General features: G+C 56.6%; 23 protein-coding genes. 10 read left to right on the top strand and 13 right to left on the bottom strand.

Annotated elements, in window-relative coordinates:
• Positions 1-214: 214 nt before the first annotated feature.
• Both modF and modE read right to left on the bottom strand, forming a co-directional pair.
• Positions 215-1,684: a molybdate ABC transporter ATP-binding protein ModF gene (gene modF / locus V6944_RS19615; protein WP_333500167.1), complete on the bottom strand. Its 1,470-nt coding sequence runs from the start codon at positions 1,682-1,684 to the stop codon at positions 215-217.
• A 67-nt stretch (positions 1,685-1,751) separates the two neighbouring features.
• Positions 1,752-2,540: a molybdenum-dependent transcriptional regulator gene (gene modE, locus V6944_RS19610; RefSeq protein ID WP_333500166.1), complete on the bottom strand. Its 789-nt coding sequence runs from the start codon at positions 2,538-2,540 to the stop codon at positions 1,752-1,754.
• A gap of 130 nt (positions 2,541-2,670) precedes the next feature.
• Between modE and V6944_RS19605 the strand changes: the two genes are divergently transcribed.
• The 4 genes from V6944_RS19605 to modC all read left to right on the top strand — a co-directional run bounded on the left by V6944_RS19605 (position 2,671) and on the right by modC (position 5,520).
• On the top strand, positions 2,671-2,820 hold the full coding sequence (locus tag V6944_RS19605; RefSeq protein WP_185666726.1) for an AcrZ family multidrug efflux pump-associated protein: 150 nt from the start codon (positions 2,671-2,673) through the stop codon (positions 2,818-2,820).
• A gap of 176 nt (positions 2,821-2,996) precedes the next feature.
• On the top strand, positions 2,997-3,770 hold the full coding sequence (gene modA / locus V6944_RS19600; protein WP_220438420.1) for a molybdate ABC transporter substrate-binding protein: 774 nt from the start codon (positions 2,997-2,999) through the stop codon (positions 3,768-3,770).
• Positions 3,770-4,459 (top strand): molybdate ABC transporter permease subunit, encoded by a 690-nt coding sequence (modB, locus tag V6944_RS19595; RefSeq protein ID WP_035892212.1) that lies wholly within the window; start codon positions 3,770-3,772, stop codon positions 4,457-4,459. Before modA ends, modB begins: the two co-directional genes overlap by 1 nt.
• A gap of 2 nt (positions 4,460-4,461) precedes the next feature.
• Complete coding sequence (modC, locus tag V6944_RS19590) at positions 4,462-5,520, top strand: molybdenum ABC transporter ATP-binding protein ModC (RefSeq protein WP_333500165.1); 1,059 nt, start codon at positions 4,462-4,464, stop codon at positions 5,518-5,520.
• Here the strand turns inward: modC and V6944_RS19585 are convergent, their stop codons facing one another.
• Positions 5,521-6,339, bottom strand: coding sequence for a pyridoxal phosphatase (locus V6944_RS19585; RefSeq protein WP_333500164.1), 819 nt, complete (start codon positions 6,337-6,339; stop codon positions 5,521-5,523).
• A gap of 129 nt (positions 6,340-6,468) precedes the next feature.
• On the opposite strand from V6944_RS19585, the gene pgl reads away from it, so the two are divergent.
• The gene (pgl, locus tag V6944_RS19580; RefSeq protein WP_333500163.1) at positions 6,469-7,464 is read left to right on the top strand and encodes a 6-phosphogluconolactonase; all 996 of its coding nucleotides are present in this window, start codon (positions 6,469-6,471) and stop codon (positions 7,462-7,464) included.
• 115 nt (positions 7,465-7,579) lie between these two features.
• On the opposite strand, the gene V6944_RS19575 is transcribed toward pgl, so the two are convergent.
• From V6944_RS19575 to bioA, 6 genes are all read right to left on the bottom strand, one after another.
• Complete coding sequence (locus V6944_RS19575) at positions 7,580-8,863, bottom strand: putative acyl-CoA thioester hydrolase (protein ID WP_333500162.1); 1,284 nt, start codon at positions 8,861-8,863, stop codon at positions 7,580-7,582.
• 207 nt (positions 8,864-9,070) lie between these two features.
• Positions 9,071-9,628: an MltR family transcriptional regulator gene (locus V6944_RS19570; protein ID WP_333500176.1), complete on the bottom strand. Its 558-nt coding sequence runs from the start codon at positions 9,626-9,628 to the stop codon at positions 9,071-9,073.
• Between the two features lie 166 nt (positions 9,629-9,794).
• Positions 9,795-10,949 (bottom strand): mannitol-1-phosphate 5-dehydrogenase, encoded by a 1,155-nt coding sequence (locus V6944_RS19565; protein ID WP_333500161.1) that lies wholly within the window; start codon positions 10,947-10,949, stop codon positions 9,795-9,797.
• Positions 10,950-11,003: 54 nt separating this feature from the next.
• Positions 11,004-12,989, bottom strand: coding sequence for a PTS mannitol transporter subunit IICBA (locus V6944_RS19560; protein ID WP_333500160.1), 1,986 nt, complete (start codon positions 12,987-12,989; stop codon positions 11,004-11,006).
• 459 nt (positions 12,990-13,448) lie between these two features.
• Complete coding sequence (locus V6944_RS19555; RefSeq protein ID WP_315407324.1) at positions 13,449-13,925, bottom strand: kinase inhibitor; 477 nt, start codon at positions 13,923-13,925, stop codon at positions 13,449-13,451.
• A gap of 70 nt (positions 13,926-13,995) precedes the next feature.
• Complete coding sequence (gene bioA, locus V6944_RS19550; protein ID WP_333500159.1) at positions 13,996-15,285, bottom strand: adenosylmethionine--8-amino-7-oxononanoate transaminase; 1,290 nt, start codon at positions 15,283-15,285, stop codon at positions 13,996-13,998.
• An 83-nt stretch (positions 15,286-15,368) separates the two neighbouring features.
• On the opposite strand from bioA, the gene bioB reads away from it, so the two are divergent.
• The 4 genes from bioB to bioD are packed head-to-tail and all read left to right on the top strand — an operon-like array spanning position 15,369 to position 18,972.
• Positions 15,369-16,409 carry a biotin synthase BioB gene (gene bioB / locus V6944_RS19545; RefSeq protein WP_333500158.1) on the top strand — a complete coding sequence of 347 codons (1,041 nt, stop codon included), beginning with the start codon at positions 15,369-15,371 and terminating at the stop codon, positions 16,407-16,409.
• Positions 16,406-17,563, top strand: a complete 1,158-nt coding sequence (gene bioF / locus V6944_RS19540; RefSeq protein ID WP_333500157.1) for an 8-amino-7-oxononanoate synthase — start codon at positions 16,406-16,408, stop codon at positions 17,561-17,563. The genes bioB and bioF overlap by 4 nt, the downstream gene beginning before the upstream one ends.
• A complete protein-coding gene (bioC, locus tag V6944_RS19535; protein ID WP_333500156.1) occupies positions 17,547-18,302 on the top strand; it encodes a malonyl-ACP O-methyltransferase BioC in 756 nt (251 codons plus the stop codon). Before bioF ends, bioC begins: the two co-directional genes overlap by 17 nt.
• A complete protein-coding gene (bioD, locus tag V6944_RS19530; RefSeq protein WP_333500155.1) occupies positions 18,295-18,972 on the top strand; it encodes a dethiobiotin synthase in 678 nt (225 codons plus the stop codon). The genes bioC and bioD overlap by 8 nt, the downstream gene beginning before the upstream one ends.
• Before the next feature lie 243 nt (positions 18,973-19,215).
• Here bioD and V6944_RS19525 read toward each other — a convergent pair whose 3' ends face one another.
• Entirely contained in the window at positions 19,216-19,353 is a 138-nt protein-coding gene (locus V6944_RS19525; RefSeq protein ID WP_333500154.1) for a hypothetical protein, read from the bottom strand.
• 246 nt (positions 19,354-19,599) lie between these two features.
• Here V6944_RS19525 and uvrB point away from each other — a divergent pair, with 246 nt between their 5' ends.
• Positions 19,600-21,624, top strand: coding sequence for an excinuclease ABC subunit UvrB (uvrB, locus tag V6944_RS19520; protein WP_333500153.1), 2,025 nt, complete (start codon positions 19,600-19,602; stop codon positions 21,622-21,624).
• A gap of 278 nt (positions 21,625-21,902) precedes the next feature.
• On the opposite strand, the gene pmrB is transcribed toward uvrB, so the two are convergent.
• From pmrB to eptA, 3 genes are read right to left on the bottom strand one after another with little or no spacing between them, the layout of a single operon-like run.
• Entirely contained in the window at positions 21,903-22,982 is a 1,080-nt protein-coding gene (pmrB, locus tag V6944_RS19515) for a two-component system sensor histidine kinase PmrB (RefSeq protein WP_333500152.1), read from the bottom strand.
• Positions 22,983-22,985: 3 nt separating this feature from the next.
• Positions 22,986-23,660, bottom strand: a complete 675-nt coding sequence (pmrA, locus tag V6944_RS19510; RefSeq protein WP_333500151.1) for a two-component system response regulator PmrA — start codon at positions 23,658-23,660, stop codon at positions 22,986-22,988.
• A gap of 10 nt (positions 23,661-23,670) precedes the next feature.
• Positions 23,671-25,302: a phosphoethanolamine transferase EptA gene (eptA, locus tag V6944_RS19505; protein ID WP_333500150.1), complete on the bottom strand. Its 1,632-nt coding sequence runs from the start codon at positions 25,300-25,302 to the stop codon at positions 23,671-23,673.
• Between the last annotated feature and the right edge of the window lie 42 nt (positions 25,303-25,344).

The following is a 25,344-nucleotide window of genomic DNA, read 5'->3' as shown; positions in this document are numbered from 1 at the left end:
AGAGAAGCCAAAAGTGTGACATGGGCTAAATTAGTGGAATCGCTTACACTAACGAAATTAGTGCAATCTCCTCTGGAGTTTTCATTATAAATCAAAGAGGTTAATGGCGCAGGGTGAAAATAGTCTGAAAAAAAGCGTGGTGGCGGGGCATAGTGTGTAAACCCGGCGGCGCTTTGCTTGGCCGGGCTACATTCAGAGAGTACGCCTGACCATCTTAAATCGGGCCGACCTCATAGCGATAACCGTCGCCGTCGGCGACAAATTCCAGACGATGGGTGATGCACTCCGGCGCGTCTTCCGCGTGGTGCGACACGAACAGCAGCTGCGTTTTACCTTCGCTAATCAGCACATCCACAAAGCGGCGAACCACCTGGCGGTTGAGCGGGTCGAGGCCCTGCAGTGGTTCATCGAGGATCAGCAGCGTCGGGTGTTTCACCAGCGCGCGAACGATCAGCGCCAGCCGCTGTTGCCCCCAGGAGAGGCTGTGGAACGGCGCGTCGGCGGTGCGCGGGTCCATGCCGAGGATCTGCAACCATTCATCTACGAGCTTGCGCTGCTTATCAGAGACGGCCTGATAGATGCCGATGGAATCAAAATAGCCAGAGAGGATCACGTTGCGCAGCGTGGTGCTCACCCGATAATCCAGATGCAGGCTGCTGCTGACGTAGCCGATATGTTTTTTAATATCCCAGATGGTTTCACCGCTGCCACGGCGGCGGCCAAACAGCGTCAGATCGTTGCTGTATCCCTGCGGATGATCGCCAGTGATCAGACTGAGTAGGGTGGATTTCCCCGCGCCGTTCGGGCCAACAATTTGCCAGTGCTCTTCCGGGGCGACCGTCCAGCTTAAATGGTTGATGATGGCGCGATCGTTATAGGAGACCACTCCATCGTTCAGCACGATACGTGGCAGATCGTCGGGAATAGAGAGGCGCGCGGAAGGGGCGTCTGGTTCAGGCAACGTCATGCCGGAGAGCTTTTCACTGTGCGCCAGCTGCGCAATTAGTGTTAGCTCAAGCAGCGCTTTTTTCTCGCCGGTTTCTGTTAGGGTACAGTCGGCCAGGACTCCGGCAAACGGCACGAACTCAGGGATATCATCAAAGCGATTGAGCACCAGCACCAGCGTATAGCCCGCTTTATGTAACTCCGCCAGATGTTCCGCCAACTGACGGCGAGAGGCTACGTCCAGGCCGTCAAAGGGCTCATCGAGGATCAACAGATCCGGCTGCGCCATCAGCGCCTGACAGAGCAGGGTTTTGCGGGTTTCACCGGTGGAGAGATATTTAAAGCGGCGATCCAGCAGATGGCTGATGCCAAACTGCGCGGCGAGCCGAGCGCACAGGGCGTCGTCTTTGACTTCATCCTGGATGATTTGCGCAGTGGTGCGCCCGGTATCGTCTTCGTCCGGGCTAAGCATATCGGTGTTGTTACGCTGCCACTCGTCGCTGACCAGCTTTTGCAACTGCTCGAAGGAGAGGCGAGTTATGCGGGTGAAGGTGGCGTCGCGGCTGCCGGAAAGCAGCGGCAGCTCACCGGACAGCGCTCGAGCCAGCGCCGATTTACCGCTGCCGTTGCTACCGACAAAAGCCCAGCTTTCTCCGGCACGCAGCGTCAGATGCTCTATTTTTAATGTTTTTGTGTCGCTAAGACGAAACGTGCCTTGCGAAATTTGCAATGATGACATGATGTATCCCGTTTTATGCAGCGATGTGCATCAGGGATACGTCTTCCTCAGCGCAAAGTCAATGCCATCAGCACAACGTGGCAAGAATGATGCGATCGGCGTTAAAGAATGCTGTGACATCAGCACCTTCTTCCAGCCCTGCGGCCTCTACCAGCGGCAGAGTGGCACACAGGGTCTGACCATCCGGCAGTGCCATCAGCACTTCGCACTGCTCTTCGCCGCGCTGGATATGACTGATACGGCACGGAAGTTGGTTGTCTGCTGCTGCTGCAACCTGCGGATCGCGGGTGACGCTGACCCACGGTGCTTTTAGCAAGACCAGTACCTCTTTGCCTTCATCCAGCCCCAAACGCTCTCCGCTTTGGGCCGTGATGGCCACCTTGAGGCGCGTGGTGCCGTCAGCCAGCAGGATATCAACGTGTTGCTGTACCTGCTGGTGGTCACGCTGAGTGACGGTACCAAACCACTGGTTGCGGGCGCTGGTTTGCAAAGAGAAGCGGGAAATAGCGGCGAGCAGGCTGTCTAACGGCAGCGCGTCGTCGTCGCTCAGCACATCAAAGGCTTTTTGCTGGATCTGCGCCAGCAGGTCATAGAGCTGAATCAGGCGCTGACCGTAACGGGTGAGTACCGCGCCGCCGCCGCCTTTGCCACCGGTGGCGCGGTCGACCAGCGATTGCTCGCTCAGTTGGTTCATTTCATTAATCGCATCCCATGCGCTCTTATAACTGATACCCGCATTTTTCGCTCCCTGGCTGATGGAGCCGGTCTGTGCTATTTGTTTGAGGAGTGAAATGCGGCGCGGATCGGCGAACAGGCGCTGCTGGAGCTTGAGGGTAAGAAGGATTTCAGCCTGCATAAGAGTATCCTGGCAATAAAAAGGGTATTTTGACCCAAATGTTAGCAAGCGCAAAGCACACCGCACAAAAGGGAGTGTATTTCTGCGATATCCGGTTACAATAACCGCATCACAATGTCTGGAGTAAACCATGTTAGAGCTGTTGAAAAGTCTGGTTTTTGCCGTAATCATGGTACCCGTAGTGATGGCTATCATCCTGGGGTTAATTTACGGTCTGGGTGAAGTGTTTAACATTTTCTCCGGTGTCGGTCACAAAAACGGCAACCAGCAAAATCACTGATTTCCCCCAAACGCCCGGTTTAACCGGGCGTTTTGCTATGAAGTTCTTCACACTCCTGCCGATAACCTCCCGTAAATACCGCGATAATTCATGTATCTGTAATGCATTAATCTAAGAAAGCCCCTATACTCTGCGCTGTATTTTTCGATATACAACGGCACACACAGGAGTTTCAAATGACAGGTTCATGGTTACGTTTGTTTGCAGGAGCAACTTTAACGCTTTCCGTTGCGGGCCACGCGCTGGCGGATGAAAGCAAAATCACCGTATTTGCGGCAGCATCGCTGACCAACGCAATGCAGGATATTGCGAAAGAGTATAAAAAAGAGAAGAACGTCGATGTGGTCTCTTCTTTTGCTTCCTCTTCTACTCTGGCACGCCAGATTGAAGCAGGCGCCCCGGCTGACCTGTTTATCTCCGCTGACCAGAAATGGATGGACTACGCGGTAGATAAGAAAGCTATCGACACTGCGTCTCGTGAAACCCTGTTGGGCAACAGCCTGGTCGTCGTGGCACCAAAAGCCAGCGCACAGGGCGACATCACCATTGATGCCAAAACCAACTGGACCAGCCTGCTGAAAGGCGGCCGTCTGGCGGTGGGCGACCCGGACCACGTACCGGCGGGCATCTACGCGAAAGAAGCGCTGCAGAAACTGGGCGCATGGGACACCTTGTCACCGAAACTGGCTCCGGCTGAAGACGTGCGCGGTGCGCTGGCGCTGGTTGAACGTAACGAAGCTCCGCTGGGTATCGTCTACGGTTCCGATGCAGTAGCAAGCAAAGGTGTTAAAGTGGTCGGCACCTTCCCGGAAGATTCGCATAAGAAAGTGGAATACCCAATTGCCATTATCGATGGCCATAAAAACGCAACCGTCTCGGCGTTCTATGACTACCTGAAAGGGCCGCAGGCTTCCGAAATCTTTAAACGTTACGGATTTACGACGCACTAATGATATTGACAGATCCCGAATGGCAGGCGGTTCTGCTGAGCCTTAAAGTGTCATCCCTGGCCGTGGTGTTTAGCTTGCCGTTTGGGATTTTCTTCGCCTGGCTGCTGGTTCGCCGCAGCTTCCCCGGCAAAGCGCTGCTGGATGGTCTTATCCATCTGCCGCTGGTGCTACCGCCGGTGGTGGTGGGGTATCTGCTGCTGATTGCGCTGGGGCGTCGAGGGTTTATTGGCTCCTGGCTGTATGATTGGTTCGGCCTGACCTTTGCCTTTAGCTGGCGTGGCGCGGTGATTGCCGCGGCGGTGATGTCGTTCCCGCTGATGGTTCGCGCGATTCGTCTGGCGCTGGAAGGGGTAGACGTCAAACTGGAGCAGGCGGCTCGTACGCTGGGTGCTGGGCGCTGGCGAGTATTTTGCACCATTACGCTACCGCTGATGCTGCCCGGTATTATCGTCGGCACCGTGCTGGCCTTTGCCCGCTCGCTCGGCGAGTTTGGCGCGACCATTACCTTCGTGTCGAATATTCCAGGCGAAACCCGCACCATTCCCTCTGCGATGTATACCCTGATTCAGACTCCCGGCGGCGAAAGCGCGGCGGCACGTCTGTGTCTGATTTCCATTGTGCTGGCGCTGATTTCCCTGATGATCTCTGAATGGCTGGCGAGCATTAGCCGTCGTCGGATGGGGGCGTAACCATGCTGGAGCTGAATTTTAGCCAGACGCTCGGTACGCACTGTCTGCAAATTGATGAATCGCTGCCGGCTTCCGGTATTACTGCCGTATTTGGCGTCTCCGGGGCGGGCAAAACCTCGCTGATTAACGCCATCAGCGGCCTGACCAAGCCGCAGCAAGGGCGCATTGTGCTTAACGGCCGTGTGCTCAACGATGTGGAACAGCGCGTCTGTCTGGCACCGGAAAAACGCCGCGTCGGCTATGTGTTCCAGGATGCGCGACTGTTCCCGCACTACAAGGTGCGCGGCAATCTGCGCTACGGCATGGCAAAAAGCATGACCGACCAGTTCGATAAGCTGGTAGCGTTGCTGGGCATTGAACCCCTGCTCGATAGACTCCCCGGTAGCCTCTCCGGCGGCGAAAAACAGCGCGTGGCGATTGGCCGTGCGTTGCTGACCGCCCCTGAGTTACTGCTGCTCGATGAACCGCTAGCCTCGCTTGATATCCCGCGTAAACGCGAGCTGCTGCCGTATCTGCAGCGTCTGGCGCGGGAAATTAACATCCCGATGCTCTACGTCAGCCACTCGCTGGATGAAATTCTCCATCTGGCGGATAACGTGCTGGTGTTGGAAAGCGGAAAGGTGAAAGCCTTTGGCCCTCTGGAAGAGGTGTGGGGCAGCAGCGTGATGCACCCGTGGCTGCCGCAGGAGCAGCAAAGCAGCATTCTGCGTGTCACGGTGCTGGAACACCATCCGCATTACGCCATGACCGCACTGGCGCTAGGCGACCAGCATATCTGGGTCAACAAGCTTGATAAGCCGCTGCAGAGCGCGGTGCGCGTGCGCATTCAGGCCACCGATGTGTCGCTGGTGTTGCAACCGTCGTTACACACCAGTATCCGTAATGTGCTGCACGCGAAGGTGGTGCAGTGCTACGATGATAACGGGCAGGTGGAAGTGCAGCTGGACGTGAGCGGACGCACGCTGTGGGCGCGCGTCAGCCCGTGGGCTCGCGATGACCTGGCGATTAAACCAGGCCAGTGGCTGTATGCTCAGGTGAAAAGCGTGTCGATCACCGCCTGATTACAGCAGGTGTTTATTGATATAGTCGGCGATGGCATCGGTGGTGTTGTCGCCAATCACCACGTTGGCGCGGGCTTTTACCGCGTCATCGGCATTGCCCATCGCCACGCCGGTTCCGGCAGCTTCCAGCATGCTGATGTCATTAAAGTTATCACCAAATGCCACCACATCCTGCATCGACCAGCCCTGGTCGGTGATAAACTGCGTCAGGCGTTTGCCTTTGCTGTTCCCCTGGCGGGCGATATCGACCTGATCGTGCCACGACCATTCGCACTCCAGCTGCAGCGTTTTTTCGACGTGCTCGGCGAATTCACGCAGCTTCTGCCCATTTTCGTCGGTCAGCGCGAACTTCCAGACGTTCTCGACTTCATGAGCGGCCTGCGCCAGTGAATCAACCTGGGTGAACGACGGGCGCTGGGCTTCCGGTAGGCTCAGTGCCCAGTTGCTGGTGCGTACCACGTGGCCGGTGGGGTACTGATACATCATGGTATCGTCGACGTACATCAGGCCGTGCACCTGATGTTCATCCAGCAGGGTAATCAGTTGCTGGGCTTTTTCGACCGGCATTGGGTCGGCGGTCAGTACTTTTTTATTTTGATAATCATAAAGATAAGTACCATTACAACAAATTGCAGGTGTATCTAACGCCAGTGCCTGATAAAAAGGATGAATGGCAACGTGATGTCGGCCGGTGACAATCATTAATTGATAGCCAGCCGCTCTGGCACGATTCAGCGCTTCCAGTGAAGAGGGAAGCAGAGTTTTCTTTGGCGTCAGGAGCGTTCCGTCCAGATCCAGGGCAATCACACGTGCAGTCATAGTGTTGTCTCGAGTTAAAGAGAAAATTCGCTGTGCAGGATGGTACACCGAGATACCTGTACGGCAAAATTGTGTGGACCAGGCCGCGACTCGTCGCCGCCAATTCAATGTTTTCAGAAAGGAGTAGTCATGAAACAGACCGTTTATACCGCCAGCCCGGAGAGCCAGCAGATCCACGTCTGGACGCTGAACCATGACGGCAGCCTGACGCTGGTTCAGGTGGTGGATGTCCCGGGTCAGGTACAGCCAATGGTTGTCAGCCCTGATAAACGCTTTCTGTACGTCGGCGTACGCCCTGAATTCCGCGTGCTGGCTTACCGCATTGCCCCAGACGACGGTGCACTGACCTTTGAAGCCGAAGCGCCGCTGCCGGGTAGCCCAACCCATATCTCCACCGATCGTAAAGGCAACTTCGTCTTTAGCGCCTCCTACAACCAGGCCAACGTCAGCGTGATTCGTCTGGAAGATGGCCTGCCGCGCGACACCGTGACGGTTGTGGAAGGGCTGGACGGCTGCCACTCAGCGAACATCTCCCCGGACAACCGCACCCTGTGGGTACCGGCACTGAAGCAGGATCGCATCTGCCTGTTCACGCTGAGCGATGACGGCTTCCTGTCCGCGCAGACCCCGGCGGAAGTGACTACCGTAGAAGGCGCTGGCCCGCGCCATATGGTGTTCCATCCGAACGAACAGTACGGCTACTGCGTCAACGAACTGAACGGTTCTGTCGATGTGTGGGAACTGAAAGATCCGTACGGCAAAATTGAGTGCGTGCAGACGCTGGACATGATGCCTGCTGATTTCACCGATACTCGCTGGGCGGCAGATATTCATATCACCCCAGACGGTCGTCACCTGTACACCTGCGACCGTACCTCTAGCCTGATTACCATCTTCAGCGTGTCAGAAGACGGCAGCGTGCTGTCACTGGAAGGCTTCCAGCCAACCGAAACGCAGCCGCGCGGCTTTAACGTCGATCATAGCGGGAAATACCTGATTGCTGCCGGGCAGAAATCACACCACGTTGCGGTGTATGAGATTGCCGGTGAGCAGGGGCTGCTGCAGGAGAAAGGGCGTTACGCGGTAGGTCAGGGCCCGATGTGGGTGGTGGTTAACGCACATTGATCGTACGTCGCCATTCGGCCATGTGCGGCATGATGCCTGATGGCGCTACGCTTATCAGGCCTACGTGATAAAAAAAGGCCCATGAAATCATGGGCCTTTTTCACATCATCACAAATTACTTCTTCGGTTCTGTTACTACGTGACTTCCCACGCCGCGGTTGTTGTACTCCCACATGCGGTTGAAGTTACGGTCATTCAGATCGCGCTTCATCTGACCTTTCTCGTCCTGCGTGCCGGTATTGCCGCTGAATGGACGTTTAGATACGGCAGCATCAGCCCACGGTTTCGCCGCGTTAAAGCCTTCGTTAATTACGCTATCGCGAATAACCACCTGACCGTTGGTGTTGCTATCAACGTCCAGAGAGCGGCCGAGCTGCGCCACGCCGTCACCGGCTGCGGTAAAGCGGCTGTTGGTGGCGAGGAAGCCGAAATAGACGTTGGACAGTGTCGCTGGGGCGAACACGTAGCCTTCCTGCTGGGTGCGTGAGTTCACCACGCGGAAGTCGGTGTTATCAAACACCACGGCGCCACGGCCGGAAACGATATCTACATCGCCTTCCAGGTAGCTGTTGCTGACCAGCGTGCGGGTCTGACGGTTGTTCTGCAGACGGTTATCAACGCCGCTGTTGGTCACGAAGAAGGTGTTCTGACGCCCCAGAATATTGACGTTGTTGATCTGCGTTTTGTCACCGTCGGTGCGCAGAGCGACCGCCTGGTGAGTGCCAGCATCAACGCTGTCGCCCAGGTTGTTGGCGATAGTCAGATTCTGCAACTGCAGGCCGTTGTTCTGTGACCAGACAACCGCTGAGCACATCACGCCGACGGTAGCGGTGCGTTTGCTCTGGCAGCTGTCAAACATGTACCACGCCGGTTTGCCAGGCATATATTTACCGCCTGGGTTGACCTGACGACGCCAGGTGGTTGGGTCCATCTCGGAGTCGATAGCCAGACCAATTTTCACGTCGGTGGCTTTTTCGCCGGTACCGTAAATGGTCACGCTGCCTGGTGCGGCTGGAATATAGACGGTGCCATCGTATTCGCCCGGCAGAACGGCGATATACAGACGTGAGCTGCTGTGGCGAGCAATGGCGGCGTCAACCGCAGCCTGAATGCTGGTGTGGGTAACGCCCTGCGTACCCGCTGGCCCTACCACGAAGTCTGCTTTGGCTGGAACGGCGATGGAAGACGGAGACCAGGCAGCAGCGTTAGGATCGAGCGATGAGAAATAACGTGCGGCGACAAAGTTCTGCGCTTCATCAGCTGACAGCACCGGACGAGAAGCCGTACCAGGGGCTGCCTGGTCAGAAGGTCGTTGATCCGCTGGGGTTGAGCTGCAAGCCGTCAGTGTCACGCCAAAAGCCAATGCCAGCGCCAGACGAGAAACCGATAAAGTGTTCATGTTGCTCCAGGCTAATTTAAGTGAATGTGAATCCCGTAAAAGCAGCCTTTTTATACTAAGTTGAGCGAAACGGGAAGATGTGCTGGCAAAAAAATCGCCTGTTTTTTTGCCGACTTACCGTGACGGAAGGAAAGGGGAGGTCTCTGGCGGAGGTGGCCGCCATTTGTCAGGGGCGTTCGTCAAGACAATGGAAACCCCATCGTCCTGCTAGAACGCTTTTTTGTGGGCCAGACGAGTAATTAAATCGGTGATGCTCAATACCAGCGCCGAACGCACCATTTGCTGATAGCGTTGCTCTTGCATAGCTCTCAGTGCATCATCCACCACGTCCTCCGGCATATGCAGCGTCGGGTGCGGCGGCAGCGCCGTCATGCTATGCAGCATGCTAATCGGGCCGAGGATTTCATCATCGGTAAAGCTGTAAACGGTCTTCTCCTGCTCCAGTTCGTTGTTCAGCGCGACCAGCAGCTCAACGTCTTCATACTCATCGCGGCTGATGACGCCGAGCGCGTAAATGAGCTTGAGTCTCACCGACAGGTTGGCCAGCGGGCCGCTCCCTTCGAGCAGCGGTTCGACGGCGTACTTAACGGCATAATCGTCTTTACGAAAGGCCTGAAGAATCAGCTGATCGACCGCTTCAGCCAGCAGCAAGACGGCGGTCTGAATAAAACCGCTGAGCGTCTGGCGCGCGTTGAGCTTTTCCAGCACGCGGTTCTCCGCGGCCTGGTTTTTATAAAGGTCAGATTCGTCCATTGTCGCCATCATGGTGGTTTCATTGACCGAAGGGCGCGGCTTTAGCGGCGTCGGCTCCTTCGGATGATGTCCTTGTATCTCTGGTTGCGTCGTCAAACGCAGTCGATTTTGTTTCATCTTACCTTCTTATTCTGGAGCTGCTGCCGGAACAGCAGCTCCAACCCTATGGGCAACAACATTATTTCCGTTGCATGGCGTTATACACATTCGCTATCTGGGCGACAAGCGTTGGCTGGTCCTGCAGACCGCAGACCTGGGTGACGGTGTGGGTGACGCCATTATCGCGCAGCAGGCTCGCCATTTCTTGCGCCTGCGGGTCATCGCCGCTGCGATAGCTTAACGCTGCCGCAATGCCCATCACCAGGTTGCTATGAGGCAAACCGTACTCCAGCGTGCCGCGCAATGGCTTGATCAGACGGTCGCCGTCGCTGAGCTTGCGCAGCGGCTGACGCCCCACGCGCTCCACGTCATCGTGCAGGTACGGGTTCTCAAAGCGGGTCAGGATCTTCTCGATATAGGCCGCATGCTGCTCAGGGTTAAAGCCGTAGCGTTTGATCAGCACGTTGCCGCTCTCCACCATCGCGCCTTTCACCACATCGCGAATGGCCGGGTCCAGAATGGCATCGCGAATCGTTTTATGCCCGGCCAGTTGACCAAGATAAGCGGTAATTGCATGACCGGTATTGAGGGTAAACAGCTTACGCTCGATATAGGCCATCAGATTGCTGGTGGACTCCATACCGGCGATTTCCGGCAGTGCGCCTTTGAACTGCGTGCTGTCGACAATCCACTCGCTAAAAGTTTCCACGGTTACATCCAGCGGATCGTCGTTCGCCGCTGAGCCCGGCGGTACGATACGGTCTACCGCGGAATCGACGAAACCAATATGCTCTTCCACCCAGCCGTGCAGCTCGGCTGGCATCGCCTGCAGCACGTGCTGTTTGAGCTGGCTGGTGCCGCGCACCATATTCTCGCAGGCGATGATATTCATCGGTTGATGATTACCGTTGTCATGACGGGCAATCAGTCCCTGCGCCAGCGTACTGGCGATTTTGCTCAATACCTGTGGGCCCACGGCGGTGGTGATAATGTCGGCTTCAGCAATCTGCTGGATGGCATCCGGGCTGTTGCTGTGGATAGCGCTGACGCGGTTAACCTGCTCGATGCGGGCATTTTCTCCCACCACGTTGACCTGATAGTGCTGCTGGTGCGCCAACTGATCGACCAGTGGCTGGTTAACGTCGGCAAAGGTTAACTCCGCCTGGGCATCGGCCAGCAGTTTGCCGATAAATCCCCGACCAATATTCCCTGCACCAAAATGAATCGCTTTCATAAATCTGACCTCGAGAAAAACTTTCCATGTCAGGGGCGTTTCGCCCCTGAAGCCTTATGCTGCTTGTTCGCCGGACAGGATTTGTAGAATTTCCTGCACGCTGCTGGTCTGCGTCAGACGCTCAATCACGTCTTTATCATCCAGGGCGTTCGCTAAGCGGGCGATAACCTGAACGTGCTCGTTGTTGCGGGCTGCAATGCCGATAACCAGGCGGGCGATATCGTCCGGCTCATCGCCGAATCGAACGCCTTGCGGGTACTGGCAAATGACAATCCCGGTGCGCAGCACGCGGTCTTTGGCTTCTACGGTACCGTGCGGCACCGCAATGGATTCTCCCAGGTAAGTGGTGGTCAGCGCTTCACGCGCCAGCATGGCATCAACATAGTCCGGTTCAACGTAGCCACCGGAGACCAGCATCTCACCGGCAAAGCGAATAGCTTGAGCCTTATTTTCAGCGGTCAGGTTGAGGAAAATGTTGTCCGCGCTGAGCTTAAACAGATTCTCATCGCGCTCGGTGCCGTCGAAAGCGTCATCGTTCGCCGCGATAATCGTCTGGTTGATGAGACGGCTGTCGTTCGCGGCGGCAGGCAGTTTGGCTGCCAGCAGGCGGGTGGTCAGGTCGGTATACAGGCCGCTGTCGAGGAAGTTGGAGAGCGACATGTGCATCGCCTGTGGCGCAAAGCGCATGGCGCGTTCGGTTAAGTCCTGATGGGTAATCACCAGGTCAACGTCGTCAGGCAGGCTGTTAATCGCGCAGTTGCTCACCGAAATGTGGGTCAGGCCCGCATCCTTCACCTTCTTGCGCAGTACGCCTGCGCCCAATGCGCTGGAGCCCATACCCGCATCGCACGCCACGATGATTTTACGTACGTGGTGCAGATCTTTAGACAGGTCGAGCGTTTCGCTGCGCATTGCTGGCTGTGGCAGTTCGCCGGAGGATTTCTCGCCGGATTTTGACTGCTGCTTCAGGCTCTGCATGCGACGGGTGGCTTCCGCCAGGCCGTTGCTCTCTTCATCGCCAACGCGAACGCGTTTCAGCAACATGGAGGCGGTCAGGAAAGAGACCAGCGTTGAGGCCAGAATCGACAGCACCACGCCAATAATAGAGGCCTTCGGTGTCATCAGCAGTACGGCAAAGATAGAGCCAGGAGAGGCCGGGGAAACCAGGCCGGCGTTGAACAGGGTCAGGGTAAAGACGCCGGTCATGCCGCCCAGAATCACCGCCAGCAGCAGGCGCGGGTTCATCAGCACGTACGGGAAGTAGATTTCGTGGATGCCACCGAAGAAGTGAATAATCGCCGCACCGCCCGCGGACTGCTTGGCGCTGCCTTTACCAAAGAACATGTACGCCAGCAGCACGCCGAGGCCTGGGCCTGGGTTCGCTTCAATCAGGAAGAAGATAGATTTACCGGTTTCGGTGGCCTGCTGAATGCCCAGCGGTGAGAAGATACCGTGGTTAATCGCATTGTTGAGGAACAGAATTTTTGCCGGTTCAACAAAGATAGAGGTCAGCGGCAGCAGGTTGTTCTGCACCATGACGTTAACACCGGTCGCCAGCGCTTTAGAGAGCAGCTCAACCATCGGGCCAATCGCCAGGAAGGCGAGCATAGCCAACAGCATGCCGATGATACCGGCTGAGAAGTTGTTCACCAGCATCTCAAAGCCGCTTTTGATTTTGCCGTCAACCCAGCGGTCGAAGCGTTTAATCGCCCAGCCGCCCAGTGGACCAGCAATCATTGCGCCCATAAACATTGGCATATCAGCGCCAACGATAACGCCCATGGTAGTGATGGCACCGACCACGCCGCCGCGCTCGCCGCCGATAAGACGGCCGCCGGTATAACCGATTAACAGCGGCAGCAGATAGGTGATCATCGGGCCGACCAGTTTGGCTAACGTCTCGTTAGGGAGCCATCCGGTGGGAATAAACAGTGCAGTAATCAAACCCCAGGCAATGAATGCGCCAATATTGGGCATCACCATATTGCTGAGGAAGCGGCCAAAATTCTGTACCTTGACCTTGATATCTGGTGATAACATAAAAACACCCCTCGTGGTGCGCGTCTTAGATGCTGCGCGTCGTCATAGTTGTGATGGTTTCGCCAAAAACCATCCAGTCGTTCAGTATGCAAAATCGACTCTATCACGGCGTTTTCGTCTCGCGTACCCCGAGGGGTGTTTGTGATCTTGATCACTCTCATCACCCCATCAATAGGTCACTTTTGGTGATCGCTGTCACATAAAATGGCTGTAAGTCGGCTACAAAGCGAAAATACGTCCTTTCCTGTCCTGTTTTTTGTGATTTAAATCACCTTTTGTATTGGCGTGTTTGTTTTTAAATTGTGATCAAATTCACAAGATAAATTTACATTCCCCTCACACTACTGCGCTTTCCTGTCATGCACTGGCGTTTACGTTAGAAAATTACAGCGCTTCGTGTCAGCCATAAAAAAGCCCTGCGAGGTTTCCCCGGCAGGGCGTGAACAGATTAGGCTGCGATTAGCTGAACAGGGCGGTGATGGATGCGCTGCCGAGGCTATGGAAGTGCACGTTGAAGCCGACCATCGCGCCGCTGGCGCCTTCATCAACCTCAATGCTTTCAACGTCCATCGCATGGACGGTGAAGATATAACGGTGGGTTTCGCCTTTCGGCGGTGCCGCGCCGCCGTAGCCCGCTTTACCAAAGTCAGTACGGGTTTGCAGGGCGCCTGCCGGTAACCCGACCAGGCCTGAACCTGCACCGGTTGGCAGTTCGCGGGTATCGGCTGGAATATTGGCAACGATCCAGTGCCACCAACCGGAGCCGGTTGGCGCATCCGGATCGTAGCAGGTTACGACAAAGCTTTTGGTGCCCGCAGGAACGTCATCCCAGGCCAGATGGGGAGATAGGTTTTCGCCATCGTAGCCCATGCCGTTGAACACCTGGCGATGAGGGAGCTTTTCACCGTCACGCAGGTCGTGACTGACTAATTTCATCAACTGCCTCCTTTGTTAATCAACTGATTAACAAAGGAGTGTAGCGGTAACGTGGGGAGATTACCGCAGCTTATTGGATAAAAAATGTTTCCTGCTCGACCGCCAGACACACCGCCCGCGTCAGACGTGTCAACTGCTGCGGCGTAATCGGGTACGGTGGCATCAGATAAATCAGGCGGCCAAACGGACGGATCCACACCCCTTGTTCGACGAAGAAGCGCTGGAGCAACGCCGGGTTCACCGGATAGCGCGTCTCGACGACGCCAATGGCCCCCAGCACGCGGACATCGGCGACCAGCGGTGCGTCGGCGGCCGGAGCGAGTTCGCGCTTGAGCTGACGTTCAATCGCCGCCACTTGCGTTTGCCACTCGCCGCTCTCCAGCAGCGCCAGGCTTTCAGTGGCGACAGCGCAGGCCAGCGGGTTGCCCATAAAAGTGGGGCCGTGCATAAAGCAGCCCGCTTCACCGTTGCTGATGGTCTCGGCAACCTCACGGGTGGTGATAGCAGCGGAGAGGGTCATGGTGCCGCCGGTTAGTGCTTTTCCGAGACACAGAATATCGGCGCTGATGCCCGCATGATCGCAGGCAAAGAGCTTGCCGGTACGGCCAAAGCCGGTGGCAATTTCATCGGCAATCAGCAGGATCCCTTCGCGATCGCACATCTTACGAATTCGTTTGAGCCACTCCGGATGATACATCCGCATGCCGCCCGCACCCTGAACGACAGGCTCAAGAATAACGGCAGCAATTTCGTGACGATGCGCGGCCATCAGGCGGGCAAAGGCCACCATATCATACTCGTCAAACTCCCCGTCAAAGCGGCTATGCGGCGCGGGCGCGAAGAGGTTCTCCGGCAGGTAGCCCTTCCACAGGCTGTGCATCGAGTTATCCGGGTCGCACACCGACATTGCGCCAAAGGTATCGCCGTGATAGCCGTTGCGGAAGGTCAGGAAACGCTGACGCGACTCGCCTTTGGCCTGCCAGTACTGCAACGCCATTTTCATCGCCACTTCCACCGCCACCGAACCCGAATCGGCCAGGAACACGCACTCCAGCGGCTCCGGGGTCATCGCCACCAGTTTACGGCACAACGCCACGGCGGAAGGGTGGGTGATCCCGCCAAACATCACGTGCGACATCTGGTCGATCTGCGTCTTCATCGCCGCGTTCAGACGCGGGTGGTTGTAGCCGTGAATGGCGGCCCACCATGAGGACATGCCGTCCACCAGATGCTCGTCGCTGGCGAGGTGTAGCTCGCAGCCCTCGGCGGAAACCACCGGGTAGACCGGCAGCGGTTGAGTCATTGAGGTATAGGGATGCCAGATATGGCGGCTATCGAAGGCAAGATCGTCCGTTGTCATAATCGACTTGTAAACCATTTTGAAAAGTTTTAGGTTTACGAGTATAAACCGAACCGAAAATTAACAAAACCCCGGAGAAGCCAATGGCTAACCCTTTACGCTGGACAATGTCGCAGGTCACCGCTCTTTTCGATAAACCGCTGCTCGATTTACTGTTTGAAGCTCAACAGGTTCACCGCCAGCACTTCGACCCTCGGCAGGTGCAGGTGAGCACGCTGCTGTCGATCAAAACCGGCGCGTGCCCGGAAGACTGCAAATACTGCCCGCAGAGCTCCCGCTACAAAACCGGGCTGGAAACCGAACGCCTGATGGAAGTCGAGCAGGTGCTGGACTCGGCGCGCAAAGCCAAGCTAGCGGGCTCGACCCGTTTCTGCATGGGCGCGGCGTGGAAAAACCCGAACGATCGCGATATGCCGTACCTGGAGCAGATGGTTCAGGGCGTGAAAGAGATGGGGCTGGAAGCCTGTATGACGCTGGGCACGCTGTCCGATAGCCAGGCCAGTCGTCTGGCGACGGCGGGGCTGGATTACTACAACCACAACCTCGATACCTCGCCGGAATTCTACGGCAATATCATCACCACCCGCAGCTACCAGGAGCGCCTGGACACGCTGGATAAAGTGCGCGACGCCGGGATTAAAGTCTGCTCCGGCGGCATTGTAGGCCTCGGTGAAACCGTCACCGACCGCGCCGGGCTGTTGCTGCAGCTAGCCAACCTGCCAACGCCGCCGGAGAGCGTGCCGATTAACATGCTGGTGAAGGTGAAGGGCACGCCGCTGGCGGATAACGACGATGTCGATGCCTTTGATTTTATTCGCACTATTGCCGTGGCGCGCATCATGATGCCAACCTCCCACGTTCGTCTCTCCGCAGGCCGTGAGCAGATGAACGAGCAGACCCAGGCGATGTGCTTTATGGCGGGCGCGAACTCCATTTTCTACGGCTGCAAACTGCTGACGACGCCGAACCCGGAAGAGGATAAAGACCTGCAGTTGTTCCGTAAACTGGGTCTTAACCCGCAGCAGACCACGGTGACGGCGGGTGATAACGAACAGCAGCAGCGTCTGGAGCAGGTACTGATGACGCCGGACACCGAGGATTATTACAACGCGGCGGCGATATGAGCTGGCAGCAGCGCATTGAACAGGCATTAAGCGAACGTCGGGAGGCCCAGGCCTTTCGTTCACGCCAGCCTTTGGAACAAGGTGCAGGTCGCTGGCTGGTGCGCGGTGAACGTCGTTACTGCAACTTTTCCAGCAATGACTATCTTGGCCTCAGCCAGCATCCGCAGGTGATCCACGCCTGGCAGCAGGGGGCAGAGCAGTATGGCGTGGGCAGCGGTGGGTCCGGGCATGTGACCGGCTACCACCAGGCCCATCGACGCCTTGAAGAGCAACTGGCCGACTGGTTGGGCTATGACCGCGCGCTGCTGTTTATCTCCGGTTTTGCTGCCAATCAGGCGACGATCGCCGCACTTGCCGGGCGTGAAGACCGGATCGTGGCCGATCGTCTCAGCCACGCGTCGTTGCTTGAAGCCGCCACGCTAAGCCCGGCGCAGCTGCGCCGCTTTCAGCATAATGACAGCCAGCATCTCTCCAGGCTGCTGGCGGCCCCCATCGACGGTCAACAGTTGGCCGTCACTGAAGGGGTGTTCAGCATGGATGGCGACGGCGCGCCGCTGGCGGATATCGCTGCGGCTGTGCGCAACGCTAACGCCTGGTTGATGGTCGATGATGCGCACGGTATTGGCATCAACGGCACAAACGGACGGGGGAGTTGTCAGCAGCAGGGCGTTCATCCTGAGCTGCTGGTGGTGACCTTTGGCAAAGCGTTTGGCCTGAGCGGTGCCGCGGTGCTGTGCAGCCATGACGTGGCGGATTACTTTGTGCAGTTCGCCCGCCATCTGATTTACAGCACCGCCATGCCGCCCGCCCAGGCGGTTGCGCTACAGGCGGCGCTGGCCGTGATTCAGAGCGATGACGGCCAGCAGCGACGTGAAAAGCTGGCGCAGCACGTTGCCGCGTTCCGTCACGGCGCACAGGGGTTGGCTTATACCTTAACCGACTCACAAAGTGCGATTCAGCCGCTTGTCGTCGGCGATAACCAGCACACCCTCAACCTGGCCGATCAACTGCGGGAGCAGGGCTGTTGGGTGACGGCGATTCGCCCGCCGACGGTACCCGCAGGGACGGCACGCTTGCGCTTAACGCTGACCGCGGCGCATGAAGCGCAGGATATCGACAGACTGCTGGAGGTGTTGCATGGCGACCGTCAATAAACAGGCGGTGGCGGCGGCGTTTGGCCGTGCGGCGGCGCACTACCATCAGCACGACGAGTTACAGCGTCTGAGCGCACAGCAGCTGCTGTCCCAGCTGCCGTCGCGGGCGTTTGACCGCGTGCTGGACGCGGGCTGTGGGCCGGGTAGCTACAGTCGCTACTGGCGCGACAAAGGCTGCCATGTGACGGCGCTGGATCTCTCAGCGGAAATGCTTGAGCAGGCGCAGCGTCAGCAGGCGGCAGACCGCTATCTCCAGGCCGATATCGAAGCTATTCCGCTACCTGCCGGTGGTTTTGATCTGGTGTGGAGCAATCTGGCTATTCAGTGGTGCAGCGATCTCCACGTGGCGCTGGAGGGGCTATATCGCCAGCTTAGCCCCGGCGGCACGCTGGCCTTTACCACGTTGACGGCAGGCTCACTGCCAGAGCTGAATCAGGCCTGGCGTGCCGTTGACCAGCGTCCACACGCCAACCGTTTTCTTCCCGAGACGGCGCTGCAGGAGGCACTAGTTGGCTACCACTGCCGCAGCGTTGCCACCTCTATCACGCTGGCCTTTCCCGATGCGCTGAGCGCCATGCGTTCGCTGAAGGGTATTGGCGCGACGCATCTCCACGAGGGACGCAGCCAGCAGCCGCTGACCCGCAGCAGGCTTCAGCAGCTTCAGCTGGCGTGGCCATCTCAGGCGGGAGGATTCCCGCTGACCTACCATCTTTTTACAGGAGTGATCTCGCGTGACTGAACGCTTTTATGTAACCGGTACTGACACCGAAGTCGGAAAAACCGTCGCCAGCACCGCGCTGCTCCAGGCGGCAGGTTCACTTGGGCGGCGTACCGCGGGGTATAAGCCGGTTGCTTCCGGCAGTGAAATGACCGCCGACGGTTTGCGCAACAGCGACGCACTGGCGCTGCAACGCAACAGCGTGCTGCCGTTACGCTATGAGCAAGTGAACCCGTATACTTTTGCCGAGCCGACCTCTCCGCATATCGTCAGCGCCGACGAGCAGCGGCCTATCGAGGCCAGCGTGCTTTCCGCTGGGCTGCGCGCGCTGGAGGCCGAAGCCGACTGGGTGCTGGTGGAAGGGGCCGGTGGCTGGTTTACGCCGCTCTCGCCAACGCTGACGCTGGCGGATTGGGTGAAGGCAGAACAGCTGCCGGTCATCCTGGTGGTGGGCGTGAAGCTTGGTTGCATCAACCACGCGGTGCTGACCGCGCAGGCAGTACAGCAGGCAGGGCTACGACTGGCGGGCTGGATTGCCAACGATGTGACGCCACCAGGGCGTCGCCACGCAGAATACCTCAGCACGCTCCAGCGAATGCTTCCCGCACCGTTGCTTGGAGAGATCCCATGGCTTGGCAATGACGTTGAATCCCAACCACTTGGGCAATACCTTGACCTGAGCGCCCTGTAAGCCGCTTTTCTGGCACGCCTTTTTCATCTTCATTCGTAAGCGCTAACCCGAAGATAACGTAAGGAAATCGCTCATGTTGATGGACAAAATGGGCGTGCCTTTTCGCTGATAAATATCAAAATCGACGATAAAATATTTTTTTGCTTTCCCGTTGACACGCCGTTGCGCAAATCGCCGGGTGCCGGGGGATAGGGGCTAGCGGCAGTTATCCACTATTCCTGTGGATAACCCTGTGTATTAGAGTTAGAAAACCTGCGGTAAACGAGAGAACATGCGGCCTGCGCCTGAATTGATGCGAAACGCGGCTTTTCGATGTTTTTTATAAATTTCAATAAGATAAATAAAAGCAATGGCGTAATAAAAAGTGCTGCGGATTGCCATAAAACTTTCATGACCTATATTGACAAATGTTAAAAGAGAAAAAATTTTGGGGATAACCTTATCAGGCTGGTGTTTTATCTTGTCAGAGGATAAATTTCAGCCGCTCTTGCGTGCCGTTGCCCCAGGAACACGAAATACAGTAAGTGATTACTGTTTTTATATCCAGTATTTTTTATTGGCAATTCGGCAGGCGGCGAGTAGAATTAATCTCCAGCCCGGCCCATTCGTCATCAGGTAGCGTTGTCCATGAGTAAACCCTTCAAATTGCATTCTGCGTTTAGTCCTTCAGGCGACCAGCCTGCTGCCATTTCACGCCTGAAAGAGGGGCTGGAAGACGGCCTGGCGCACCAGACGCTGTTAGGCGTAACGGGGTCGGGGAAAACCTTTACCGTCGCCAACGTGATTGCTGACCTTCAGCGTCCGACGATGGTGCTGGCGCCGAACAAAACGCTGGCCGCCCAGCTGTACGGCGAAATGAAAGCGTTCTTCCCGGAAAACGCGGTGGAGTACTTCGTCTCCTACTACGACTACTACCAGCCGGAAGCGTACGTCCCAAGCTCGGATACCTTCATCGAAAAAGATGCTTCGGTGAACGAACACATTGAGCAGATGCGTTTGTCTGCCACCAAAGCGCTGCTCGAACGCCGTGACGTGGTGGTGGTGGCCTCGGTGTCCGCTATCTACGGTCTGGGCGACCCTGACCTGTACCTCAAAATGATGCTGCACCTGACGGTGGGCATGATTATCGACCAGCGCTCCATTCTGCGCCGTCTGGCGGAATTGCAGTACACCCGCAACGATCAAGCGTTCCAGCGCGCGACTTTCCGCGTGCGTGGCGAGGTTATCGACATCTTCCCGGCCGAATCTGACGATTTGGCGCTGCGCGTTGAGCTGTTTGACGAAGAGGTGGAACGCCTTTCGCTGTTTGACCCGCTGACCGGCCACGTTGATTCGACCATTCAGCGCTTTACCATCTACCCGAAATCGCACTACGTGACGCCGCGCGAGCGTATTGTGCAGGCGATGGAAGAGATCAAAGTGGAGCTGGCGGACCGCCGCAAGGTGCTGCTGGCGAATAACAAACTGCTGGAAGAGCAGCGCCTGAGCCAGCGTACGCAGTTTGACCTCGAAATGATGAACGAGCTTGGCTACTGCTCCGGCATTGAAAACTACTCGCGCTTCCTCTCCGGGCGCGGACCGGGCGAGCCGCCGCCAACCCTGTTTGACTACCTGCCGGCGGACGGCCTGCTGGTGATCGACGAATCCCACGTCACCATTCCCCAGATTGGCGGCATGTACCGCGGCGACCGCGCACGCAAAGAGACGCTGGTGGAGTACGGCTTCCGCCTACCGTCGGCGCTCGACAACCGTCCGCTGAAGTTTGAAGAATTTGAAGCACTGGCGCCGCAGACTATCTACGTGTCGGCGACGCCGGGCAACTATGAGCTGGAAAAATCCGGCGGCGATGTGATTGATCAGGTGGTGCGTCCAACCGGGCTGCTTGACCCGCTGATTGAAGTGCGTCCGGTTGGCACGCAGGTAGACGACCTGCTGTCGGAAATTCGTAAACGTTCGGTGATTAACGAGCGTGTGCTGGTGACCACGCTGACCAAACGTATGGCGGAAGATCTGACGGAATATCTGGAAGAGCACGGTGAGCGGGTGCGCTACCTGCACTCTGATATCGACACCGTGGAGCGTATGGAGATCATCCGCGACTTGCGTCTGGGCGAGTTTGACGTGCTGGTGGGGATCAACCTGCTGCGTGAGGGCCTCGATATGCCGGAAGTCTCGCTGGTGGCGATTCTGGACGCCGACAAAGAGGGCTTCCTGCGTTCCGAACGCTCGCTGATTCAGACCATCGGTCGTGCGGCGCGTAACATCAACGGTAAAGCGATTCTCTACGGGGACAAAATTACCCCGTCAATGGCGAAAGCGATTGGCGAAACCGAGCGCCGTCGTGAGAAACAGCAGCGCTATAACGAAGAGCACGGCATCGTGCCGCAGGGGCTGGTGAAAGACGTTGTCGATATTCTGGCGATGGGCGAGGGGCTGGCGAAAACCAGGGCCAAAGGTCGCGGTAAGTCGAAGACCGCGGTCACCATCGTCGAGCCGGATGTCCAGGCGCTGACGCCAAAAGCGCTGCAGCAGCAGATTACGTCGCTGGAAGCGCAGATGCTCAAACACGCGCAGAACCTGGAGTTCGAAGAAGCAGCAGAGATTCGCGACCGTTTACACCAGCTGCGTGAGCTGTTTATCGCGACATCGTAAATATCGGGTCGATCCGATGTAGCCCGGGCGAGGCGTTTACGCCGACCCCGGGGCCGCACGACCGCTCAACGGGCACTATTTATCTGAATTGCGGCAGCCATCACGGGCCGGGAACCAGCCTTAAGGTTCGCTTAATATAATCTACTGATACTATCCGTAAAATTATTGAGGGTAGTGTTATGTCGAATCTGAACGTCCAACAGCTGTTCACCGTGCTCGTCTCTGTTGCCATCGTTGCCGGCTTTGTTTGCCACTGGATGCTCACCTTCTGAAGCGCCTTAGCGCTTCGTCGGTTGAAACTCTACCCATGCCCGCGTCCCGGTTGCAGTGTCGCGGTTTTGTAAAAAGAACGCCGCCTCATGCAGCTGGGCGATGCGCGTAACGATACTCAACCCCAGACCAATACCGCCATATCGGCTGTCCATGCGCACAAACGCCTGGCTCAGTTCGCCCACCTTCGACTCATCAATCCCTGGACCTTCATCTTCCACGACCAGCATCGGTCGCACGCCCTGAACCAGCGACAGCGTAATCGCTGACGTTTTTGGACTATAGCGATGGGCATTCTCAACCAGATTTCGCAGCAGCAGGCGCAACAGCGTGGCATCGCCGGGAACGGTCACCGTTGGTGTCGGTTCGGCAATCACCAGCGTTTGTGCGCGTGTTTCCAGCATCGTTTCCAGCTCGCCCTTCAGTGGCTCAATCACATCGCTCAACAGATTCACCTGCTGATAGCTCCCCGCCGAAAACGACTGTCCGACGCGGGCAAGCAGCAGCAGTTGCGCCACGCTATCGGTCATCTGGTCCAGGCGCTGTACTAACGGGGACAGGTTGAGCTTCTGGGTTTTCTCCAGCAGTTCAAGGTGCAGCTTTAATCCAGCCAGCGGCGTACGCAGCTCGTGGGCGACGTCGGCGGTAAACAGACGCTCTCGGTTAAGCGTCTGCGTCAGGTTATCAACAAGCTGGTTGATAGCGTTGGTCACCGCCTCGACTTCCACGGTGGTCTGCTGAAGAAAGATTGGCTGCAAATTCCCCGGCGTCCGTGAATCCAGCTCTTGTTGCAGGTCGGCCAGAGGGCGGGTGATCCGCTTTACCGCCTGCAGGCAGAGGAAGAGCGCAAGGCCAATGATCAGCATGCTGGGCACCAGCAGGCTGGCAATCGCTTCACGCACCTCGTGGCGGATGTGCTTGGCGTTGTTGTGGTTATGCATCAGCATCGCCACTTCCAGCTCAATCTGCTCTTTGCTCTCATGCCAGAGCCAGAACACGCTAATGAGCTGGCACACCACCAGAATCACGCCAATGGTGAGCAGCAGCTGATGCCGCATTGGCCACTTGCGGATGGAAAATAGCGCCATGCCTTACTCCGCTTTGCTTATCGCGTTAACCAACTGGTAGCCAAAACCGCGCACGGTGCGAATCCGCGCTTTACCCACCTTGTCACGCAGATTATGGATATGCACTTCCAGCGTATTGGTCGCCGGTTCGTTATCCCAGTTGTAGATATCGTTGTAGAGGATCTCGCGGTGTACCGGGCTGCCCGCTTTCAGCATCAGGCGTGAAAGCAGGGCGTACTCTTTCGGCGTCAGCTCCAGCAACTCTTCATCAAGCCAGACCTGACGACGGGTGACGTTAAGACGCAGATTCTCAACCGTAATTTCGTTATCGCCCTGGTTGAGGTTACGTCGCAGCAGGGCGCGAATGCGGGCATTCAACTCTTCCAGCGCGAATGGCTTCACCAGATAGTCATCTGCACCGGTATCCAGCCCCATCACGCGGTCTTCAAGCGTATCGCGGGCGGTCAGAATCAGCACCGGCACGCTCATTTTTTCCTGACGCATACGGTTGAGGAAGTGCAGGCCGTCTTCGTCTGGTAGACCTAAATCCAGTACTACCAGGCTGTAATGCCCGTTAGCCAGGCTCAACGCCGCCTGCTGTGCAGTGGCGACGCCGTCGCAGGCGTAGCCTTCGCTCTGCATTGCCAGAATCAGCCCCTGCAATAATAGGGTGTCATCTTCCACGACTAATATTTTCATCTGCTGGCCTCTATTTACAGGTGGCTAATATATCATCCGCTGCGCGATATTCCTGGGTCTCTACGCCCGTTAACCCCAGCATTGTAGAGAACAGATTATCCTGCGAGTAGTCATTTTCTTTGGCCTTTTGCTGCAGGCAGGCGTAATTAACGCCATAGCGCTGCTGATAATCATCAGATAACCATAACAGCATCGGCACGTGTTTTTGCGTTTCCGGGGCAATGGAATAAGGCAGCCCATGTAAATAAACGCCGTTTTCACCCAAAGATTCACCGTGGTCGGAAAGGTAAACCAGGCTGGTGGTGAATTTATCCTGTTTGGATTGCAGTAATTTTATCGCTTTATCAACAATATGGTCGACGTACAAAATCGTGTTGTCGTAGCTATTTTTCAGCTGTTCCTGGCTACAGGACTGAATTTCGCTGGTGTCGCAGGTTGGCGTGAAACGACGGAATTCCGGTGGATAACGGTTGTAATAGGTCGGACCGTGGCTGCCAATGGTGTGCAACACGATGACGCCGTCACCCTGCATACTATCAATGGTTTTTTCCAGGTCATGGAACAGCACATCATCGTAACATTCGCCGTTGATGCACTGCCCTGGCAGGTTCAGCGCGGTGACATCCTGATGCGGAACGCGGTCGCAGGCACCTTTACAGCCGCCATCGTTATCGTTCCACTGCACCTGAATCCCGGCACGCTGAATAATATCCAGCAGCCCTTCCTGGTGGTGTGCTAATGACTCGTCATAACCGGTGCGTGGCATATTAGAGAACATGCACGGAACCGAGACCGCAGTGGCCGTCCCGCAGGACGCCGTTTTTGGGAAATAGACAACGTTATCTTTTGCCAGCAGCGGGTTGGTTTCGCGTTCGTAGCCGCCCAGTGAGAAATTAGCGGCGCGCGATGTTTCGCCGACGATTAATATCGTCAGATTTTTACGTGGGCCGTTTTTCATCACCGCTTTTTGTTTGGCATCTTCACCAATTTTCACCAGCGGCAAGTTGTCCATCTCATGGTGGAAATACCAGGAGTTCATGGCCACAATGCTGTTAGACGGGTTAAGCGATTTCACCAGCTCTTTATTATTGCGGAACAGCGACGCGTAATCTTTATAGAACAGGCCAGCGACCAGAAGGATTAACAGCACCGATACGAGAACGGTGCCCGCACGCATTATTGTGCCGCGCCATACGCTCGGTGCGGGCTTAATTTTGATCCACCAGGCCAGCGCAATAGAGAGCAGTGCGGTAAAACCAAGCACCATAATCATCTGCCCGGAGAGCAGGGCGTAGCTTTCCGCAGGGGTGGTATCGAGAATATTGGTAATCATCGAACGGTCGACAATGATGCCGAAGTTCATCATGAAATACTGCGCGCTGGCGCTGAGCAAAATAAACAGCGTTGCGGCGACTTTCTCTAAGCGAATCACCGAAGCCAGGGCCAGCAAAATGGCCATCACCGCAGAGGCGACCACCGGCATGGAGAGGAACACCAGCGCGTTGTGCAAGCCGTCGACCGGCAGCAATGTAAAAGCCTGGCGATAGAAAGCGATATTCAGCGCCAGAGCGATGTACAGCGAAAACAGGATGATGTAGGTCAGTCGGCTGACGGTAGGACGATGGCGAAACAGGCGAAGCATAACGTTGAACCCAAAGAGATTGATGCTCGCTATGCTGCCTGA

Origin of the sequence: Kluyvera sp. CHPC 1.2972 (assembly GCF_036759925.1) — a bacterium.
GTDB lineage: Bacteria > Pseudomonadota > Gammaproteobacteria > Enterobacterales > Enterobacteriaceae > Kluyvera.
Note: the sequence above shows the minus strand (reverse complement) of the source record. Positions and strands in the feature narration are given on the sequence as shown.

Excerpts from the sequence above, each read along its gene's own strand:
- V6944_RS19525 (WP_333500154.1), bottom strand. The coding sequence starts at position 19,353 with ATGGCAATCCGCAGCACTTTTTATTACGCCATTGCTTTTATTTATCTT.
- bioB (WP_333500158.1), top strand. The coding sequence starts at position 15,369 with ATGGCTAACCCTTTACGCTGGACAATGTCGCAGGTCACCGCTCTTTTC.
- V6944_RS19560 (WP_333500160.1), bottom strand. The coding sequence starts at position 12,989 with ATGTTATCACCAGATATCAAGGTCAAGGTACAGAATTTTGGCCGCTTC.
- modF (WP_333500167.1), bottom strand. The coding sequence starts at position 1,684 with ATGTCATCATTGCAAATTTCGCAAGGCACGTTTCGTCTTAGCGACACA.
- V6944_RS19585 (WP_333500164.1), bottom strand. The coding sequence starts at position 6,339 with ATGACTGCACGTGTGATTGCCCTGGATCTGGACGGAACGCTCCTGACG.
- modC (WP_333500165.1), top strand. The coding sequence starts at position 4,462 with ATGCTGGAGCTGAATTTTAGCCAGACGCTCGGTACGCACTGTCTGCAA.
- V6944_RS19575 (WP_333500162.1), bottom strand. The coding sequence starts at position 8,863 with ATGAACACTTTATCGGTTTCTCGTCTGGCGCTGGCATTGGCTTTTGGC.
- modB (WP_035892212.1), top strand. The coding sequence starts at position 3,770 with ATGATATTGACAGATCCCGAATGGCAGGCGGTTCTGCTGAGCCTTAAA.
- V6944_RS19565 (WP_333500161.1), bottom strand. The coding sequence starts at position 10,949 with ATGAAAGCGATTCATTTTGGTGCAGGGAATATTGGTCGGGGATTTATC.
- pmrB (WP_333500152.1), bottom strand. The coding sequence starts at position 22,982 with ATGGCGCTATTTTCCATCCGCAAGTGGCCAATGCGGCATCAGCTGCTG.
- bioF (WP_333500157.1), top strand. The coding sequence starts at position 16,406 with ATGAGCTGGCAGCAGCGCATTGAACAGGCATTAAGCGAACGTCGGGAG.
- eptA (WP_333500150.1), bottom strand. The coding sequence starts at position 25,302 with ATGCTTCGCCTGTTTCGCCATCGTCCTACCGTCAGCCGACTGACCTAC.
- bioA (WP_333500159.1), bottom strand. The coding sequence starts at position 15,285 with ATGACAACGGACGATCTTGCCTTCGATAGCCGCCATATCTGGCATCCC.
- modE (WP_333500166.1), bottom strand. The coding sequence starts at position 2,540 with ATGCAGGCTGAAATCCTTCTTACCCTCAAGCTCCAGCAGCGCCTGTTC.
- pgl (WP_333500163.1), top strand. The coding sequence starts at position 6,469 with ATGAAACAGACCGTTTATACCGCCAGCCCGGAGAGCCAGCAGATCCAC.
- bioC (WP_333500156.1), top strand. The coding sequence starts at position 17,547 with ATGGCGACCGTCAATAAACAGGCGGTGGCGGCGGCGTTTGGCCGTGCG.
- modA (WP_220438420.1), top strand. The coding sequence starts at position 2,997 with ATGACAGGTTCATGGTTACGTTTGTTTGCAGGAGCAACTTTAACGCTT.
- V6944_RS19605 (WP_185666726.1), top strand. The coding sequence starts at position 2,671 with ATGTTAGAGCTGTTGAAAAGTCTGGTTTTTGCCGTAATCATGGTACCC.
- uvrB (WP_333500153.1), top strand. The coding sequence starts at position 19,600 with ATGAGTAAACCCTTCAAATTGCATTCTGCGTTTAGTCCTTCAGGCGAC.
- V6944_RS19555 (WP_315407324.1), bottom strand. The coding sequence starts at position 13,925 with ATGAAATTAGTCAGTCACGACCTGCGTGACGGTGAAAAGCTCCCTCAT.
- pmrA (WP_333500151.1), bottom strand. The coding sequence starts at position 23,660 with ATGAAAATATTAGTCGTGGAAGATGACACCCTATTATTGCAGGGGCTG.
- V6944_RS19570 (WP_333500176.1), bottom strand. The coding sequence starts at position 9,628 with ATGATGGCGACAATGGACGAATCTGACCTTTATAAAAACCAGGCCGCG.